Consider the following 18259-nt stretch of genomic DNA (forward strand, 5'->3'; position numbering starts at 1 on the left):
TCTCCCTGAAAACTACACCTGTGATGGTCGGGGCGGTTCGGAGTTTTTATGTCTTTTGATTCCCTTGGTCTGAACCCGGAAATTCTGCGCGCCATCGCAGAGCAGGGCTACGTTGAGCCAACCCCTATTCAGCAGCAGGCTATCCCGGCCGTTTTGCAGGGCCGTGACCTGATGGCAAGCGCGCAGACCGGTACTGGTAAGACCGCGGGCTTTACCCTGCCGCTGCTGGAGCTGCTGGTAAAAAACCAGCCACACGCCAAAGGCCGTCGTCCGGTGCGTGCGCTGATCCTCACCCCAACCCGCGAGCTGGCGGCCCAGATTGGTGAGAACGTGCGTGAATACAGCCGCTATCTCAACATTCGTTCGCTGGTAGTTTTCGGCGGGGTAAGCATTAACCCGCAGATGATGAAGCTGCGCGGCGGCGTGGACGTGCTGGTGGCAACGCCGGGGCGTCTGCTGGATCTCGAACACCAGAACGCGGTGAAGCTCGATAACATCGAAATTCTGGTGCTGGACGAAGCCGACCGTATGCTGGACATGGGCTTCATCCACGACATTCGCCGCGTGCTGGCGAAGCTGCCGACGCGTCGTCAGAACCTGCTCTTCTCCGCGACCTTCTCCGACGAGATCAAGGCGCTGGCGGAAACGCTGCTGCATAACCCGCTGGAAGTGGAAGTCGCGCGCCGCAACACCGCCTCCGAGCAGGTGACGCAGCACGTGCACTTTGTAGATAAGAAGCGCAAGCGGGAACTGCTCTCCCAGATGATCGGCCAGGGCAACTGGCAGCAGGTGCTGGTGTTTACCCGCACCAAGCACGGCGCCAATCACCTGGCGGAACAGCTGAATAAAGATGGCATCCGCAGCGCGGCCATTCACGGCAACAAGAGCCAGGGCGCGCGTACCCGCGCGCTGGCAGACTTCAAGTCCGGCGACATACGCGTGCTGGTGGCAACCGACATCGCCGCACGCGGTCTGGATATCGAAGAGCTGCCGCACGTGGTGAACTACGAGCTGCCAAACGTGCCGGAAGATTACGTTCACCGTATCGGCCGTACCGGACGCGCGGCGGCAACCGGGGAAGCGCTCTCTCTGGTTTGCGTGGATGAGCACAAGCTGCTGCGCGACATCGAACGCCTGCTGAAGAAAGAGATCCCGCGCATTGAAACCCCGGGCTATGAAGTTGACCCGTCAATCAAAGCCGAGCCAATTCAGAACGGTCGTCAGGGTGGCGGGCGCGGTCAGGGCGGCGGTGGTCGCGGTCAGCAGCCGCGTCGTGCCGAAGGCGGCGCGCCGAAATCTTCGGGCAAACCGCCGCGTCGTAATAACGACAGCAAACCGGCCGGTGAAAACCCATGGCGTAGCGGCGAAGGGAAACCGGCAGGCGAGGGACAGCGCCGACGCCGCCCGCGTAAGCCTGCTAACCCGCAGTAATCTGGAAGCCCGGTCGTAAAGCCGGGCTTTTCTTTTTGCGGCAGCGGAGAGAAAGTGCCACAATAGTGGCTGTTTATACAGTATTTCAGGTTTTCCGATGGCTTTAACCGCTGCGCTCAAGGCGCAAATTGGCGCATGGTATAAGGCGCTACAACAGCAGATCCCCGATTTTATCCCCCGAGCCCCGCAGCGGCAGATGATTGCCGACGTGGCAAAAACGCTCGCCGGGGACGACGGGCGACATCTGGCGATTGAAGCCCCGACCGGCGTCGGGAAAACCCTGTCGTATCTTATTCCCGGCATTGCCATCGCGCGGGAAGAAGATAAAACGCTGGTGGTCAGTACCGCTAACGTGGCCTTGCAGGATCAGATCTTCAGCAAAGATTTGCCGCTGCTGCGCAAAATTATCCCCGATTTACGGTTTACCGCCGCCTTTGGTCGCGGGCGCTACGTCTGTCCGCGCAATCTGGCGGCACTGGCCAGCAGTGAACCCTCCCAACAGGATCTGCTCGCGTTTCTTGATGACGAGCTGACGCCAAACAACAAGGCGGAGCAGGAGCAGTGCGCAAAGCTGAAGGCCGATCTCGACGGCTACAAGTGGGACGGCCTGCGGGATCACACCAACCAGGCGATCGGCGACGACCTGTGGCGCAGGCTCAGCACCGATAAAGCAAGCTGCCTGAACCGTAACTGTCACTACTATCGCGAGTGCCCGTTCTTTGTCGCCCGGCGTGAGATTCAGGAAGCGGAGGTGGTTGTCGCCAACCACGCGCTGGTCATGGCTGCACTGGAGAGTGAAGCGGTCCTGCCGGAGCCCAAAAACCTGCTGCTGGTGCTCGATGAAGGTCATCATCTGCCCGACGTGGCGCGAGATGCGCTGGAGATGAGCGCGGAAATTACCGCCCCGTGGTTTCGCCTGCAACTGGATCTGTTCTGCAAACTGGTGGCAACCTGCATGGAGCAGTTCCGTCCGAAAACCACGCCGCCGCTGGCGGTTCCGGAGCGGTTGAGCGAGCACTGTGAAGAGGTGTACAGCCTCATCGCCTCGCTGAATAATATTCTTAACCTGTATCTCCCCGCCACCCAGGAGGCGGAACACCGCTTTGCGATGGGTGAGTTGCCGCAGGAAGTGATGGAGATTTGCCAGCAGCTGGCGAAGCACCTGGAAAAGCTGCGCGGGCTGGCGGAGATGTTCTTAAACGATCTCAGCGAGAAAACCGGTACTCACGACGTGGTGCGTTTGCACCGCATTCTGCTGCAAATGAATCGTGCGCTGGGGATGTTTGAAGCGCAGAGCAAACTCTGGCGGCTGGCTTCGATGGCGCAGGCGTCCGGCGCGCCGGTGACTAAGTGGGCCACCCGCGAAGTACGAGACGGGCAGGGACATCTCTTCTTCCACTGCGTGGGCATCCGCGTGGCCGATCAGCTGGAAAAGCTGATCTGGCGCAGCGTTCCGCACGTGGTAGTGACGTCAGCGACTCTGCGTTCCCTGAACAGCTTCTCAAGGTTGCAGGAGATGAGCGGCCTGAAAGAGAAAGCGGGCGACCGCTTTGTGGCCCTGGACTCGCCGTTCAACCACTGTGAGCAGGGAAAGCTGGTCATTCCGCGCATGAATTATGAGCCGCTTATCGATAACGAAGAGCAGCATATTGCGGAAATGGCGGCCTACTTCCGCGAGCAGGTTGAGAGTAAAAAATACCCCGGTATGCTGGTGCTGTTTGCCAGCGGTCGGGCGATGCAACGCTTCCTGGAGCACGTCACCGATCTGCGCTTACTCCTGCTGGTGCAGGGCGATCAGCCGCGCTATCGGCTGGTGGAAACCCACCGTAAACGCATTGATAACGGCGAGCGCAGCGTGCTGGTGGGGTTACAGTCCTTTGCGGAAGGGCTTGATTTGAAAGGCGACTACCTGACGCAGGTGCATATCCATAAAATCGCCTTCCCGCCCATCGACAGCCCGGTGGTGATCACCGAAGGCGAATGGCTGAAAAGCCTTAACCGTTATCCGTTTGAAGTGCAAAGCCTGCCTGCAGCGTCGTTTAACCTGATTCAGCAGGTCGGGCGCTTGATCCGTAGCCACGGCTGCTGGGGCGAGGTGGTGATTTATGACAAACGACTGCTCACCAAAAACTACGGCCAGCGGCTGCTGAATGCGCTGCCGATCTTCCCGATTGAGCAGCCGGACGTGCCGGAAGTAAAAAAACGCCCGACAAAACTGGCTGCCGGGCGTCGAAAAAGCTTCCGTGCTAAGGGGCGCGGTCCTACTGGTAAGTGAAGGTCACCTGGATCACGCTGCTGAACGTGCCGGCAGAGATGGGCATCGAGGTGGCGTAATAGCGTGCGGCCAGCGGGAACGTGGCCGTGTGGTCTGACGGGTTTATGGCAGCGTTAAAGGCGGCCTGCGGGGCAATCAGTATCTTGTCCTGACGATCTGCCAGCTCCAGTGCCAGCCCCTTTGCGCTACCGAGATTGGCAAATTTGGTGGGATGGGTGCTGTCGGCCTGACCGTAGAAAAAGGCGGTGGCAAGCGCCAGCGTGGCCGGGCAGTGCGACACCGAAAGGGAAAAGTCCTTCCACTCGCCGGTATCGCCCACGTCTTTAAAACTACCCGATGCCGCCTGGCCTAAGTCCACCGTCAGGTTGCGGCTGGCACTGTCAATGACGCACGTGTTGGCGTAAATGTTACCCGTCATCTGGATCTGTATATCATCGGCGTGGGCCTGGGCGATCAGCCCCAGCGCGAGAATCAATGCGGTTTTTTTCATGACGTTCACTTATAAGCGAGGGTGATGGTTGCCACAGTATTGGCTGGCCCGGGGGTGACTACATTGCTGACCTGCTCGTAGCGAACCTCAAACGGGATCACCAGCGTTTCGTTGGCTACGGCCTGATTTTGGGTACTTACATAGGTACCGAAGGTGGCGAGATGGTCATCAAATAGCATTCTTACTCCGACGCCTGTAGCCATGCCGGTCTGCTGCGTGAGTTTGATCACCCCCTCAAATGCTGTGTCATATCCATTCGCGCTGGTGATTTTTAGCTCAGGCTGTACGGTTGTGTCACAGTTGACGGTGATATTAAATTTTTGAGCAGGGCTGGATAAAAAACCTACGCTGATGAAATCACTGACGGGAAAATCGCCCAAATTAACGGTGAGATTTTTCGGTAAAACGGAGCAGGTGACCTGATGAAGAATAACATTACCTGCATAGGCGATGTGGTTAGGGTTGCCGATCCCTTCATGGCCGAAAACGCCAATGCCAAATTCGGTTTGAGACTGCACCAGCGTACCGGATGTCACGGTGTCACTCGTTTTAACCAGCTCAAGCGTTATTTCAAAGCTAAAAGTCTGTGTTCCATCGGTAGAGACGTAGCCAACAGGCGTTCCACGTGAATCGCACTGCACGCCGCCAGCGCCGCTAATTCGCTGCCCGTGATCATTCATCAATGCTACGCCAATCCCCGGCACACCGGATTCGTATACCCCCTGAGCCCTGGCATTTCCGCTCCGGTGCCGTAGTAGCAGGAGACAATCTCCAGGCCGCTGTCGGTACTCTGATCGCAATGCCCGGCAACATGAACGCTCTGCTCTGTACCCGGGATAGTTGCGCCAACTGCCAGCGTCGTCGGGACAGAAATGGATGCCACGTTGATCATTTTGGGGAGATCCGGCGTGGTGCAGGTCGCCTTCGCATGCGGCATGAATAACGCAGCGGTTCCCAGAATCAGTAAGAAAAAGCACTGTTTAATCATTTGCATAATGTTTTGCCTTTAGGGGAGATCAGTGACACTGCGCGGCAGCGTTAATGATGCTGGTTTTCGCTTTCTCATCCGTGAGCACATAGTCAGCGACGCAATGCTCGTTTGCCTCCTGTCCCCAGGAAACGCGGAGATGCCCTTGCTGTGGCAGACCCGAGAGATAGGTCTGGCCGTCATTCCCGACGATAAATTCGCTGTCCTTGTCCTCGGTGGTAACCGTTGCGCCGAACGGCAGCGGTTTACCGTTTTGCGTGAGCGTCATCAGGACGCGATTGCCCACGCGCGTCGTGAAGCTGGCGCGCACAATGGCTCCGCGGGTTGGCGTCACAATTTGTGCCGCATGGGTGACGTCGGCGTCCTCCGGCAGCGTTTCCGTATCCAGCGCAATAGTGTTGTGGCGATACGCGGTGACGAACGGTACGACGGTGTAGCCGCGGAAGTCGGTTTCAACGCCGGTCTGGTTAGTGATATGCGTGCCGTGCGTACCCGGGGCTTTCACGAGCGCAATGGTCTCACCGAGCGGCTGGCTCAGCGTGATGCCGTTTGCATGGGCAATCACGCCTCCCTGCAAGCCGACGTTCAGTGTTTGCTGATATTTATCCTGACTGACGCCACCGCTCACTTCACCGTATGTCGCTTTGTAGTCGGCGTTAACGCTGGTGGAGTTACCGCTGCCGGTGCTGCTCAGCCCCTCCTGGAGATTCCAGTTCAGGTTGTCTTCTTTCAGGGCCGTACCGTTCAGGCCGATGTTCTGCGTGGTGCCATCTTTCGTGTTGTTCAGGTTGTACGTGGCCCAGGTGTTATGCATCCAGCGATCCAGCGGAACCGAAACGCTCAGCGAGAACTGGTTGTCGTTCGTCACCGCATTACCGTCCAGATCGCTGTCGTGAGTGTTTTTATTCATGCTGTAGCTAAGGCTGTAGCTAACGCCGTGCCAGCTGTTGTTGTAGCTGACGCTCATGGAGGTCATGTCCTGATTCTGGCTCCAGTAGGTTTCCTTCACCATGCTCAGCGTGACCGATCCCCAGCCTTCTGGTAGCGTCTGGTCGATGGTGGCTTCGGTACGGGCGCGGCGCTGCTGTGGCGCAGACCAGTTATCGGCGCGGGTATACGACTCCATGGTGTCGTCCAGGGTGTAAAACCCCTTGCTGTTGTAGCGATAGCCCGCAAGCGAAAAGTTGGTGCCTGAACCGGCGAAATCTTTGCTGTAGCGTACGCGCCACGATTTGCCTGTGCTGGACTGCTGTTTTTTCAGCAGGGCTCTGGCGCGAGTCACGTCAATGGAGAACGCCCCTAAATCACCCATGTTTTTCCCGGCGCCTATCGCCTGCGACTGATAATGACTGCTCTGCTGTACGCCGCCGGAGGCCGTGAAGCCGTGGGGTAAACCATAGATGGCGCTCCCCTGAGCAAACGGGGTCTTTTCAACATCTTTGTCATAAGAACGATAACGCCCGGCAGTTACGCTGTAGCGCAGGTTTTTTTCACGCTGCAATACCGGAACGGAGGCAAACGGCACCACGAAATGACTTTCGCTGCCGTCAGTTTCTTTCACCGTGACCTGGAGGTCGCCGCTGCTGCCGGTGGGGTAGAGATCGTTAATTTCGAAGGCCCCCGGCGCGACCGTGTTCTGATAAATCACGTACCCGTTCTGGCGCACCATCACCAGCGCGTTGCTGTGGGCGGTGCCACGAATAATAGGCGCATAGCCTTTTTCGCTGTCGGGAAGCATGTCGTTATCGGATTTCAGCTCCACGCCGGTGTAAGGGACACTGTCAAAAACATCAGCAGGTGATGAGCTCTGGCCAACGGTGATATCGCTTTTCATCGCCACAATATCGCGTTGCGCATAGGTATAAACGGAGGTGAATTTCTGTTCCTCCTCATTGCCTGTGGTGCTGCGATTCCAGGTGGAATAGTTGCGAAGGCGCCATGCGCCAACGTTTAAACCCGGACGCAGGTTCACGTACTGGCTACTGCTATCCTCTTCACCCTGCTGGCGCGCATGGCTCTGGCTGGCGTTGACGCTGTAATTAATCAAGCCCGCGTTGATCCCTTCGTCAAACTCTTTCGGGTCGATGTAACCGCGTGGCACCTGTCCGAGCGCCTTTTGCGGAATGCTCAGCAGCAGCTGCTGGTTGCGAACGTGAAAGATTGCAGATGAAGCAGGGATGACACCTAGATCGGCACACTGGCCTTTGGCCATGAGCTGAGGAAACTTTTGGGTCTTGATACCGAGGCTTTTTAACTCACCCATGCTAAAGCAAGGTTGTAACGTGTCGTTGCCCTGCGAATCTTTCTCAAGCGTAAAGGTCACGTTGCGGGTATCAATTTTATTATTATTGATAAACACCGCGACCTCATATTTCCCCGGTGCCTGGCCGGGACCTTTTTCATAGACGGACAGTTCGGTTTTACCCTGCTGGGGATTATCAATATCCAGCAGGGCGGGGTTAAAATAATCATCAGCCATAACCTGCTGCGCAAAGATGGCTATTGCCAGGCCACAGAGAATGACCAGCAATGAAGACATTCGGCAGGTGAACGGCTTTTTGTGGCTGTACATGATTATTTTATTACCGGAACAATTAATGAACGGATTTCGACCAGGAATGGCTGATGCTGCCGTAATCATTAATAATGGAATACGTCACGTTTGAGCCCCCGACATTACCCGGTATGGCAAAATGTGTTTCTGATTTCGGAACAGCCCAGGTCGCTTTTGTGACTTTCTGACCGTTAAGCGTGACGGTCTGGAAATTCATATAGAAAGGCGTAGGGTTATTCACCACCAGGTCGTTACCTTCGCGATGCCATTCAAGCTTATCCGCCACATCTTCTGGTCGGCCTTTTACCGCGGACGGGCGATACAGCAATTTAATGCGGGTATTAATGGCAATTTGCAGCGTATTTACTCCCTCAACGTGTTTTGAGGAAGGGATCGCTTTGATATTCAACCAGTACAGAGATTCCCTGTCTTCCGGTAAATTTCCGCCCGTGCGTACCACGCGCAGAACGTTATCTTCTTTTGCATCCAGACGGAAAAGCGGCGGGGTGATCAGGAATGGGGCTTTGGCCGGGTTTTTACCGCCAGAATCGACCCAGGACTGTACCAGATAATCCGTCGTATCTGGGTTTGACAGGCCAAGAGATGATTCCTTTTTATCTCCTTGATAGACCAGCCGGGTACCATTAATCACGACGCCCGCATGTGCAGAGGCTGCTATCAGTAAAAGAGTGCTCAGTAAATAACCGTGGCGCATAAAGATTTCTCAATAAATAGAAGAGATATTAATGCCCGCAAAAGCATTAATATCTCAGGATTGATAAGATCAGTTATAAATAACGGTGAAAGTCGATACAGAGTTGGCAGGGCCTGCGGTAATGGCGGCCTGAGTTTGAATATAACGCGCACCGAATTCCAGGTCGTTAACTGCCGTGCCGGAGGCTAAAGGATATTGCTGCGAAGGCGTATACAGAGTGACAGGCTGCCCGGAAGCATCCATCAACTGAATGGCTACACCGGTTGCCGCATCGGTATCTGGCGTTAATGCCAGCGCGGCATTATTATCCGCATCCGGGGTACCACCGAAGTTAATCGCAGCCGAGGTCACTGTTTCCGGACAATTGGTTAACTTAATATCAAACTTCGTTGATGTGCTGGTAGAGCCTGCGCCGGTAAATACCGTTTTAGACACCTTACCCAACTGAACGTTTAATGGATTACTTAATCCATTCACGACCTGGCAAGCAGAATCGATAATTTCACCGGTGAAATTAATCTGACCTTCACCGTTAGTTGCCGCAAATGCGGATGCAGAACATCCCACCGTTGCGGCGATAAAAAAACCTAATGCAACCTTGTTCATAGTTAATCCTGATGTGATTCTGGTAAAAGCGTTGCCTGGACGTTTTTACCGTTGACCCTTAATGATTTTTCGATGTTTATTTAATCAAAAAAAGGGTCGCTGCGGATCTTTTGTCCCAATCACAAATAATGTAAATAGTGCTTGAGTTTAATTTTTTTATATGAAAACAGCAGGTTGATAATGATCACAAAACACTATCGGGTCTGTGTTCATCGGGCTATATTGTTAACAAGATAATGCAGTCAGGAGAAATGTCGTGGATTACCGCAAAATTATCAAAGAGGTAGGGCGTGGGAAAAACCACGCTCGCGATCTGGACCAGGAAACAGCCCGCGCGTTGTACACGCATATGCTGAATGGCGACGTGCCGGAACTGGAAATGGGCGGCATTTTGATTGCGCTGCGTATTAAAGGGGAAGGTGAGGCGGAGATGCGCGGCTTTTATGAGGCCATGCAGTCGCAGACCATGCGCTTAACCCCGCCCGTCACGAAGCCGATGCCAATTGTGATCCCGACCTACAACGGCGCGCGTAAGCAGGCAAACCTCACGCCGCTGCTGGCTATTCTGTTGCAGAAACTCGGTTTCCCGGTAGTAGTGCATGGCGTGAGCGAAGATCCGACGCGCGTGCTGACAGAAACCATCCTGGCGTTGTTAGGTATTGAACCGACCCTCCATGCCGGTCAGGCACAGGCAAAGCTGGAGGGGAATCAGCCGGTCTATATCCCCGTTAGCGCGCTCTGCCCACCGCTGGAAAAGCAGCTGGACATGCGCTGGCGCATGGGCGTACGTAACAGCGCTCACACCCTGGCGAAGCTGGCGACGCCGTTTGCCGAAGACGCCGCGCTGCGTCTTTCCAGCGTCTCCCATCCGGAATACGTGACGCGAGTCGGGCAATTCTTTGCCGAAATCGGTGGACGCGCGCTGCTGATGCACGGTACAGAAGGCGAGGTTTACGCCAACCCGCAGCGTTGTCCACAGCTGATGCTGATTGAGCCCGCCGGGACGCGGGTCGTTGTCGAACGTGGGGAAGAGAACAGAGATGCGATCCTGCCTGAGTCGAAAGATCCGCAGGTCACCGCGCGCTGGATTGTGCAGTGTCTGGCCGGGAAGGTGCCGGTTCCGCAGTCAATCAAGCTGCAAATGGCCTGCTGCCTGCTGGCTGCAGGGGAAGTCGAGTCCGTGGAAGCCGGGTTGCAGCGCGTGGCGCAGTCATTTTAAGCAAAAAAAAGCCCGTCCAGTGGCGGACGGGCAAACAAGGGTAACAACAACAGGGTCAATGAGGGTTGGAGCATCTCACCAGAGGGTATGGCGAGGGTGGAGCATAATTTGTTCGATTACTTGTAGATAACCGCAGTACCGCTCAGTTTGTTATTACCGTTAGTGGAAGTGATGGTGTATCCACTTGCGCCCGCGGCGGCAGCTTTTTCAGCCAGTTTTGCTTCCAGACCGTCCAGCGTGGTCGCGCCTTCAGCACTCACCACACCGATTTTGTTCAGATCCTGTGCCTGAGTAGAGGAGACTGGCTCTACAGCGAAAGCGCCGAAAGACAGAGCGGACAGGGCAACAGCGGCAACAGCATATTTGATGGTTTTCATAGGTCAATTCTCGCAGGTTATTCTGTTAAGGGGACGATGTTCCGTCGATGTGATAAGTATCACGCTTTTTAGCGGAAGATAAAATCGAAGAGAATTGACGTGGTTGGTCAAAAAAATTGAATGACAAATAACTTATTGATTATTAATAAAATCAGAAGCGCAATTGACACTTCTTGCGGATACGCTTTACAGACACAATCAGAAGGGCACGTTTTGCTACGCGCTTCGCTGAAAGTCGTGAGCGTAAAGTAAACTGTTGGTGCGGTTAACTACGGTAAAGGAAAGTCAACGTAACTGGCTGTCTTTCGATCCTCTACGATTATATCCTGAATGTGAAGCATTTTTTAAATCTTTCTCCTGCTGACAGGTGATGCAAAGCCGTACTCCGGGAATGGCTTTACGTCGTGCCTCAGGAATGGGATCCCCGCACTCTTCGCATTCCGTCAAACTTTCGCCGCGCGGAATTTCACCGCGAGCACGCGCAACCGCATCTTCAATGGTACTGTTGATCTGTTCGTTAACGGCGTCGTCATTCGCCCAGCCGGAAGCCATGATGTTCTCCTGAAAGGGTCAAGTCATGCATTTTAATATGGGGTGAAAAAACGCACAGTCAAGGCGCAGGCAGAGAGAACTGCATCTGCCGGGCAGATGCAGTTTGGAAGGCGGTAAGTTATTTATAGATAGTCGCGGTACCGTACATATGGTTATCGCCACCGGCGGCGTTCACCACGAAGCCTTTAGCGCCTTCCTGACGGGCTTTTTCGGCCAGCTTGTCCTGAAGGTCATCAAGGTTGCTTGCCCGGCTGACAGAGACCGTCCCGGCCGCGCGTAGCTGGCTGGTGTCGGTACTGTCGGTCAGAGGTTGAACGGACAAGGCAGAGAATGATGCGCCTGCCAGCGCACCCGCAATAATAAAGGTCAGATACTTTTTCATAATCACATCCTCAGGGGAAACAACAGGTGATTCCTGTTAAGTTTAGAAGCCTGATGCGTGTGATTTAGCGCAAAAATTTGATGATGATCTGCTTATTTTTTGAACGATAAATTCTGACAATTTGTTGACAGATCATAGACATACAGGTTGCTGATTTTTGTCGTTTTTTTGTGCGACTCAGACAGATATTTACCCCCGCGCCGTCACAGGGTATCTTACGCGGCTGTTTAAAGGAGAATGCCATGACTTCCCACAAGCCGGGATTGCACCCGCGTAACCGCCACCGTAGCCGCTACGATATGAAAGCCCTGTGTCTGAGCTGCCCTGAATTGCAGGGTTTTATCGTTCAGACACCAGCCGGTGAACCGTCGGTAAACTTTGCCGATCCGCTGGCGGTTAAAACGCTGAACAAAGCGCTGCTGGCCCATTTTTATGGTGTGACGCACTGGGACATCCCTGATGGCTTTCTCTGCCCGCCGGTCCCGGGCCGTGCGGATTACGTCCATCATCTTGCCGATCTGCTGGCGGATGACCACGATGGCGTAGTGCCGAAACAGGCTACCGTCCTTGATATCGGTACGGGCGCGAACCTGATCTACCCCCTGATAGGCGCACATGAGTACCAGTGGCGATTTACCGGCAGCGAGATCGGTGATGAGGCCTTCGCCAGCGCGCAGGCCATTATCAACGCTAACCCGGGGTTAAGCCGGGCCATACGTCTGCGTCGTCAGAAGGATGCCGCTGCAATTTTCACCGGCATTATTCATAAGAACGAACAATATGATGCCACCCTGTGCAACCCGCCATTCCACGACTCCGCCGCGTCCGCGCGTGCGGGAAGTGAACGCAAGCGGCGTAACCTGGGCCAGGCCGAAGATGGCGCGCTGAACTTTGGCGGCCAGCAGCAGGAGCTGTGGTGCGAGGGCGGGGAAGTAGCCTTTATTCTGCGCATGATTGCCGAGAGTAAAGGCTTCGGTCGTCAGGTGAAATGGTTTACCACGCTGGTCTCTCGTGGCGATAACCTGCCGCCGCTTTACCGCGCGCTGACCGACGTCGGGGCGGTGAAAGTGGTTAAAAAAGAGATGGCGCAGGGCCAGAAGCAGAGCCGCTTTATTGCCTGGTCCTTTATGGACGATAACAAACGTCGCAAATAATCGTTTCTCGGGCCGGGTAAGGCGAAGCCGCCACCCGGCTCGGTTACAGCGTCGGCTCCTGCGGAGGGAGCAGCGAAGCGGGCGGCGACAATACCTGATACGTCTGCACCGGCGCTCTCACGTTCGCCAGATCGAAGTGTTTTTTCACCATGCTGTCCAGGGCAAAGCGCACCGTCCACTGTTTCAGCGGCTGGGTGGTGAACGACACGCGCAGGGTAAAGGCAGTGTTCGTCAGCCCGACGATGCCCGCAAACGACGGCTCACCAATTACCAGCCCGCGAATATCCTCCATCTCCATCAGTTCGCTCACCGCATCCCGCAGCGCCTGTTTCGCCTTATCTGCATCTTCGTGACGATCGACATCATAATTCGCCACCACCGAACCAATGCCGCGCACAAAGTTGGCAAAGGTGGTGATCGATGACCACGGAATAATGTGGTACGCCCCGGTATCCTGACGTACGCCGACGGAGCGAATGGACATCCTCTCCACCGTTCCGGTGAGCGGTCCAATGGTCACCAGATCCCCGGTGTTCATCCCGTTCTCAAACTGGATAAAAATGCCGGTGATAATATCCTTCACCAGCGTCTGCGAACCAAAGGAGATCGCCAGTCCCAGGGCACCGGCACCCGCCAGCAGTGGGGCGATATTTACGCCGATTTCCGACAACACAATCATGATGGTAATGGTGCTAATGATCACCGCCAGCGCGTTGCGGAACAGCGTCAGCAGTGTGCGGGCGCGGGCGCTTGGCAGGGGCCTGCCGTGGACATCCGACACCAGACGGTTTTCGATAAGGCTTGCCAGCAGCGTCCAGCCGACGGCGGAGAAGAACAGGATCAGCGCGATACGAATAAGAATATCGACGGTCTTTTCTCCCGCACCGTTATGCAGCCAGTTCCAGAAATCAAACAGTCCCCACGCATTCAGCAGCAGCATAATTGCCACGCAGACCGTCAAAATACGCGCCACCTTCAGCGACACCGATGTCCAGCCATTTACCCGTTTTTGCAGCTCGGGGTAATTACGCTGAACCTGCGGCGACAGGGTGATCGTCTTCGACAGCCAGCGGGAGAGTAGGCCAGAAACAAAGGCCGCGATGCCGATAATCGCCAGGCTTTTGAACGTCGCCCCCATCATAAATTTCAGGCTGTTGCCCGGATCGAACAGCGAGAAGAAACACAGCACAATAAAATAGGCGCTGGCCAGCCAGTGCCACACCAGCGCAAAGGCGCGAATAAAGAGGCTGAAAAAGGAGAGGGAGCGATCGGCCAGGTGAAGCAGACTGTCGGTGATCGCTTTTTTATTGTGGAAGATGAGGTACAGCGCCCAGACGGTAATACAGAGCATGATCAGCACGTTCGCCAGGGCCCCGAACTGCACGTTAACCTGGTTGGAAATAATCGGGACGGCGACCAGCAGGCCATAGCCGATCAACCCGCTCAGCACGCTGAGCCGAACCGCCCAGTATTTGGCGCTCCGATCCGAAATGGCGAACGGGCGAAGTTCCGGCACGCGCGGACAGAATATTAACCGCAGGAGCGCCTTAAAGAACTCGATCAGGGCAAAGGCGTTCAGGAACAGCCCCTGCTGAAAGGCGATGGTTTTGTTCCCGGTATTAAGACGGTCGGCCAGCATCTGGCCGACAAACAGCGTCAGCGCCAGCAGCAGCAAATCGATGATAAAGGCCCCGGTAATCATTGCCGGAAGATGCAGCCAGCTGCTTTTATGCTGATTCTTTTTACGTCCCCAGTGGCCCATCTTCCGGTAAAGCGGCCAGACAGACAGGCGCAACAGCCAGTAAAAAATGAATACCGCGGCGGCCAGAATAGAAAACTGGGTCGCGGCTGCAGAAAAGGTGTGGGGATTAAAAGGCTTATGCGAGGTGCCAACAAGGTTGCGATAGAGCTGGGCAAAACGCGACGACAGGGCTTCCCCGTAGCGGCGACTGATATCGGTGACGTTTTCCAGTACCGTCTTTTCGTCTTCGACTTCCGGCGGCGCGATAGTCGGAACCGGATCCTGAGGCGGTGTGGCGGCCACTTTCCTCAGCTGATCGATAAGCTCCTGCCGGGACGTGTCGTTCTCAAGCACGTCGGCAAGTGCGCTGTAAGCGGCTTTTTTCTTTTCAGCGTCGGGTTCTGGCGGCGCATTTTGCTGGGTGGCGGTGGCTCCGGTGGTGACGCCGGGAATGGTTACAGCAAGTGATGGCGCGCTAAACAGGGTAAACAGTAGCAACAGGATCCACGGCACGGCGTCCTCCGACAAAAATATCGTGCAAAATGATAAGTATAGAGCGCGCGGAGCGGAGGGGAGTTTTTGGGAACAATCCGGCATAAAAAAGCCGGGCATGCCCGGCTCTGTGTATGGCTATCAGGAGACGTGTTGCAGGAACTCCTGGAGGCGCTGGCTAGGTGGGTTCGCAATCAGCGCCTGCGGATTACCGTCTTCCGCGATGCGGCCCTTATCAATGAAGATCAGACGGGACGCCACTTTTTCGGCAAAGCCGATTTCGTGGGTAACGATCACCATCGTCATGCCTTCTTCTGCCAGATCCTGCATCACTTTCAACACCTCGTGACGCAGCTCCGGGTCGAGTGCGGAGGTTGGCTCATCAAACAGCATCATCTTTGGCTTCACCGCCAGCGCACGGGCAATGGCCACGCGCTGCTGCTGGCCACCGGACAGCTCGGAAGGATAGTGGTGTGCACGCTCCGCCAGACCCACTTTCGCCAGCAGATCTTTTGCCAGCGTTTCTGCCGCCGCTTTGCTGGCCCCACGCACGCGCAAAGGACCGAACATCACGTTTTCCAGCGCCGTCAGGTGCGGGAACAGGTAGAACTGCTGGAACACCATGCCCGCTTCCTGGCGGATCAGGCGCTCGTCCACTTTCGGATCGTTCACCTTCAGACCATCGACGATCAAATCGCCGCTGGTGATCTCCTCGAGCTTGTTAATGCAGCGCAGCAGGGTGGATTTTCCGGAACCCGACGGCCCGATGATCACCACCACTTCACCCTGCCTGATGTTCAAATCGATATTGTGCAGCACCTGGGTTGGACCAAAGTGCTTGGAAACATTTTTAAATTCAATCACAGGATTTTCATCCTTCTTTCAAGACGACGCAGAACAAAGCTCAGGACAAGCGTGATAATCAGGTAGACAACGGCGACCGCACTCCAGATTTCCAGGGCGCGGAAGTTACCCGCGATGATCTCCTGGCCCTGACGGGTCAGCTCGGCCACGCCGATAACAATAAACAGCGAGGTGTCTTTAATGCTGATGATCCACTGGTTGCCCAGCGGCGGCAGCATGCGGCGCAGCGCCAGCGGCAGGATCACGTGACGGATCGTTTCGCGACGGGAAAGACCTAACGCCAGGCCAGCTTCGCTGAAGCCTTTATGAATCGACAGCACCGCACCGCGGGTGATTTCCGCAATGTAGGCGCCGGAGTTGATCATAATGGTGACGACAGCTGCGCTGAACGGGTCAATGCGCAGATCGTTGAAGGCCATCGGCAGGGCGAAGTAGATAAACATGACCTGCACCACAATGGGGGTGCCGCGGATCACTTCGATGAAAACCAGTGCGATGTGGTTTGCAATCCAGCCGCCGTAGGTGCGGGCGAAACCGGCCACCAGACCGATAATTAACCCGCCAACCAGACCGAGGACCGAAATCCACAAGGTCATTTTAGCGCCTTCAAGCAAGAGAGGAATGGCAGGCCAGATGGCGCTCCAGTCAAACTGCATGATGTATTCCTGTATACCGTGGTGAAAAACGAAAAACGTAGGCCCGGTAAGCGGTAGCGCCACCGGGCGTTACAAACCTGAAGTCAGGTGAAATTATTTAGGCTCGGTACCGAACCATTTTTTGTAGATTTCGTTATAGGTGCCGTTCTCTTTCAGGGTTTTCAGCGCGCCGTTAACTTTATTACGCAGGTCGTCGCTGCCTTTCGGGAACGCAATACCGTACTGCTGAGCTTCCAGGGAATCACCTACCGCTTTGAACTTGCCGTTACCGGCGGTTTTGATGAAGTAAAGGATGTTAGGCGTGTCGTGCAGCACCGCGTCTGCGCGGTTGGTGCCCAGTTCCATGTAAGCGTTGTCGATGTTCGGGAACTGACGCAGGTCTTTGGTTTTGATATTGGCTTTCGCGTAATCAACGGAACCGGTGCCGCTCTTCACGGCGACCACTTTACCGTCGAGATCTTTCACGCTTTTCACGTCGTTGTTATCCGCTTTCACCATCACCAGCAGGCCGCTTTTGTAGTAGCCATCAGAGAAATCGATAGCTTTTTTACGCTCTTCGGTAATGGTGATGCCCGCCAGCGCCAGGTCAACGTTTTTGGTTTGCAGTGCCGGGATAATGCCGCTGAAATCCATTGGCTTCAGGGTGTAATCCAGTTTGAGTTCTTTTGCGACAGCGGCCCACAGATCAACGTCAAAACCAACGTATTTATCACCCTGTTTGAATTCAAACGGTACGAACGCCGTGTCAGTCGCCACAACCAGTTTGTCGGCAGCCTGCGAGGACACCGCAAACGCCAGGGTAAGTGCAGCCAGTGAAACTTTTAATACAGACTTCATAGCATTTCCTTTTATATCCACGGGGCGATCCCCTGCGAGAACCTCAGGCACAATGAAAAAATCGTGCCAGTTTTACAAGCTGTTGTTTTGCAAAGGGGATAATGTCACGCATTGCACAAAAAGCGTGGCAATTCTGTCAGGTTGCACCAGCATGGAGCACCGTTTTGGTGCGCTTCGTTAAGGTCTTCTGACAGGGGGATATTTAGCGCAGAATCTGACGAAAAAACAATCTTCCGTTAACGGTTGTGTGAGGTGATTATTACATTTTATTCACTTTTGCGGCCGTTGCGGACAAAAGTGTGCACCATAAATGTGCAAAACCCCCGCCAGGGGCGAGGGTTATTCAGACAATCCGCAGGGATTATTCGATGTTTGACTCAATGAACCACAGGAACTGATCCAGGTCGCGTGACGCGGCAGTGAAGATATCAGCGGTGTCTTCATCTTTGGCTTCGCCAATCGCTTTACGAACATCGTTCGCGACAATCGCATAACGGTCCGCCAGCTCTTTCAGGTGATCCTGAACGGTATGGATATCCAGCGGATAGCTTTTCAGTGGCGTTTTGCTGTTGATCACCTGCGTGGTACCCAGAGCCACACCGCCCAGCTGTACGGCGCGTTCGGCCATGGTATCCAGATGAGTCACCAGTGCTGTGCGGAAGCCATCCAGCATTTCATGAACGGCAATAAAGTTTGCACCGCGCATATTCCAGTGGGCCTGTTTGGTGATCAGCGAAAGATCGATGAACTGGACCACCTGGCGATTCAGCAGCTCAATGGTCGCTTTTTTATCGCTATCCGATACATCGTTACGGGTATAAAGCAGATTAGACGCTTTCGTTTTCACCAGTTTAGCGGTACTCATAATCTCATATCCTCTTGATGTTTGTGTCCCAGGTAATTACGGGATTAAGTATAGCACCGGA

The 18259-nt window shown here is 54.9% G+C and carries 16 protein-coding genes and 1 pseudogene; 4 read left to right on the forward strand and 13 right to left on the reverse strand.

Annotation, left to right across the window (positions count from 1 at the left end; all coding sequences use genetic code 11):
• Window positions 1–48: 48 nt before the first annotated feature.
• Both rhlE and dinG read left to right on the forward strand, forming a co-directional pair.
• Window positions 49–1431, forward strand: a complete 1383-nt coding sequence (rhlE, locus tag HWQ15_RS15225) for an ATP-dependent RNA helicase RhlE (protein ID WP_063149512.1) — start codon at window positions 49–51, stop codon at window positions 1429–1431.
• Between the two features lie 97 nt (window positions 1432–1528).
• A complete protein-coding gene (gene dinG / locus HWQ15_RS15230; protein ID WP_038415719.1) occupies window positions 1529–3706 on the forward strand; it encodes an ATP-dependent DNA helicase DinG in 2178 nt (725 codons plus the stop codon).
• On the opposite strand, the gene HWQ15_RS15235 is transcribed toward dinG, so the two are convergent.
• From HWQ15_RS15235 to HWQ15_RS15255, 5 genes and pseudogenes are all read right to left on the reverse strand, one after another.
• Window positions 3693–4196: a fimbrial protein gene (locus HWQ15_RS15235; RefSeq protein WP_023299643.1), complete on the reverse strand. Its 504-nt coding sequence runs from the start codon at window positions 4194–4196 to the stop codon at window positions 3693–3695. The two genes, dinG and HWQ15_RS15235, sit on opposite strands and share 14 nt — an antisense overlap.
• Window positions 4197–4201: 5 nt before the next feature.
• Window positions 4202–5190: pseudogene (locus HWQ15_RS15240) on the reverse strand (fimbrial protein).
• A 22-nt stretch (window positions 5191–5212) separates the two neighbouring features.
• The gene (locus HWQ15_RS15245) at window positions 5213–7756 is read right to left on the reverse strand and encodes a fimbria/pilus outer membrane usher protein (RefSeq protein ID WP_139153398.1); all 2544 of its coding nucleotides are present in this window, start codon (window positions 7754–7756) and stop codon (window positions 5213–5215) included.
• Window positions 7757–7778: 22 nt separating this feature from the next.
• Window positions 7779–8453, reverse strand: a complete 675-nt coding sequence (locus HWQ15_RS15250; RefSeq protein ID WP_022647515.1) for a molecular chaperone — start codon at window positions 8451–8453, stop codon at window positions 7779–7781.
• A gap of 69 nt (window positions 8454–8522) precedes the next feature.
• Window positions 8523–9059, reverse strand: coding sequence for a fimbrial protein (locus HWQ15_RS15255; protein WP_022647516.1), 537 nt, complete (start codon window positions 9057–9059; stop codon window positions 8523–8525).
• 256 nt (window positions 9060–9315) lie between these two features.
• Here HWQ15_RS15255 and ybiB point away from each other — a divergent pair, with 256 nt between their 5' ends.
• The gene (gene ybiB / locus HWQ15_RS15260) at window positions 9316–10278 is read left to right on the forward strand and encodes a DNA-binding protein YbiB (protein ID WP_022647517.1); all 963 of its coding nucleotides are present in this window, start codon (window positions 9316–9318) and stop codon (window positions 10276–10278) included.
• Window positions 10279–10394: 116 nt separating this feature from the next.
• Here the strand turns inward: ybiB and ybiJ are convergent, their stop codons facing one another.
• The 3 genes from ybiJ to mcbA all read right to left on the reverse strand — a co-directional run bounded on the left by ybiJ (window position 10395) and on the right by mcbA (window position 11589).
• Window positions 10395–10655 carry a DUF1471 family protein YbiJ gene (gene ybiJ, locus HWQ15_RS15265; RefSeq protein WP_003858474.1) on the reverse strand — a complete coding sequence of 87 codons (261 nt, stop codon included), beginning with the start codon at window positions 10653–10655 and terminating at the stop codon, window positions 10395–10397.
• Window positions 10656–10940: 285 nt separating this feature from the next.
• Complete coding sequence (locus HWQ15_RS15270; protein WP_063149511.1) at window positions 10941–11207, reverse strand: DksA/TraR family C4-type zinc finger protein; 267 nt, start codon at window positions 11205–11207, stop codon at window positions 10941–10943.
• Between the two features lie 118 nt (window positions 11208–11325).
• On the reverse strand, window positions 11326–11589 hold the full coding sequence (gene mcbA / locus HWQ15_RS15275) for a DUF1471 family periplasmic protein McbA (protein WP_022647519.1): 264 nt from the start codon (window positions 11587–11589) through the stop codon (window positions 11326–11328).
• Window positions 11590–11831: 242 nt separating this feature from the next.
• Between mcbA and rlmF the strand changes: the two genes are divergently transcribed.
• Entirely contained in the window at window positions 11832–12743 is a 912-nt protein-coding gene (rlmF, locus tag HWQ15_RS15280) for a 23S rRNA (adenine(1618)-N(6))-methyltransferase RlmF (RefSeq protein ID WP_048966420.1), read from the forward strand.
• 43 nt (window positions 12744–12786) lie between these two features.
• Here the strand turns inward: rlmF and ybiO are convergent, their stop codons facing one another.
• The 5 genes from ybiO to dps form a co-directional block, all read right to left on the reverse strand.
• Window positions 12787–14997, reverse strand: coding sequence for a mechanosensitive channel protein (gene ybiO / locus HWQ15_RS15285; protein ID WP_038415723.1), 2211 nt, complete (start codon window positions 14995–14997; stop codon window positions 12787–12789).
• Between the two features lie 120 nt (window positions 14998–15117).
• Entirely contained in the window at window positions 15118–15840 is a 723-nt protein-coding gene (glnQ, locus tag HWQ15_RS15290) for a glutamine ABC transporter ATP-binding protein GlnQ (protein ID WP_022647522.1), read from the reverse strand.
• Complete coding sequence (glnP, locus tag HWQ15_RS15295; protein ID WP_010428919.1) at window positions 15837–16496, reverse strand: glutamine ABC transporter permease GlnP; 660 nt, start codon at window positions 16494–16496, stop codon at window positions 15837–15839. Before glnP ends, glnQ begins: the two co-directional genes overlap by 4 nt.
• 93 nt (window positions 16497–16589) lie before the next feature.
• A complete protein-coding gene (gene glnH, locus HWQ15_RS15300; RefSeq protein WP_003858455.1) occupies window positions 16590–17333 on the reverse strand; it encodes a glutamine ABC transporter substrate-binding protein GlnH in 744 nt (247 codons plus the stop codon).
• Window positions 17334–17694: 361 nt separating this feature from the next.
• Window positions 17695–18198, reverse strand: a complete 504-nt coding sequence (gene dps / locus HWQ15_RS15305; protein ID WP_000100801.1) for a DNA starvation/stationary phase protection protein Dps — start codon at window positions 18196–18198, stop codon at window positions 17695–17697.
• Window positions 18199–18259: the final 61 nt, after the last annotated feature.

It is taken from the genome of Enterobacter sp. DSM 30060, from assembly GCF_013375955.1.
GTDB lineage: Bacteria > Pseudomonadota > Gammaproteobacteria > Enterobacterales > Enterobacteriaceae > Enterobacter > Enterobacter intestinihominis.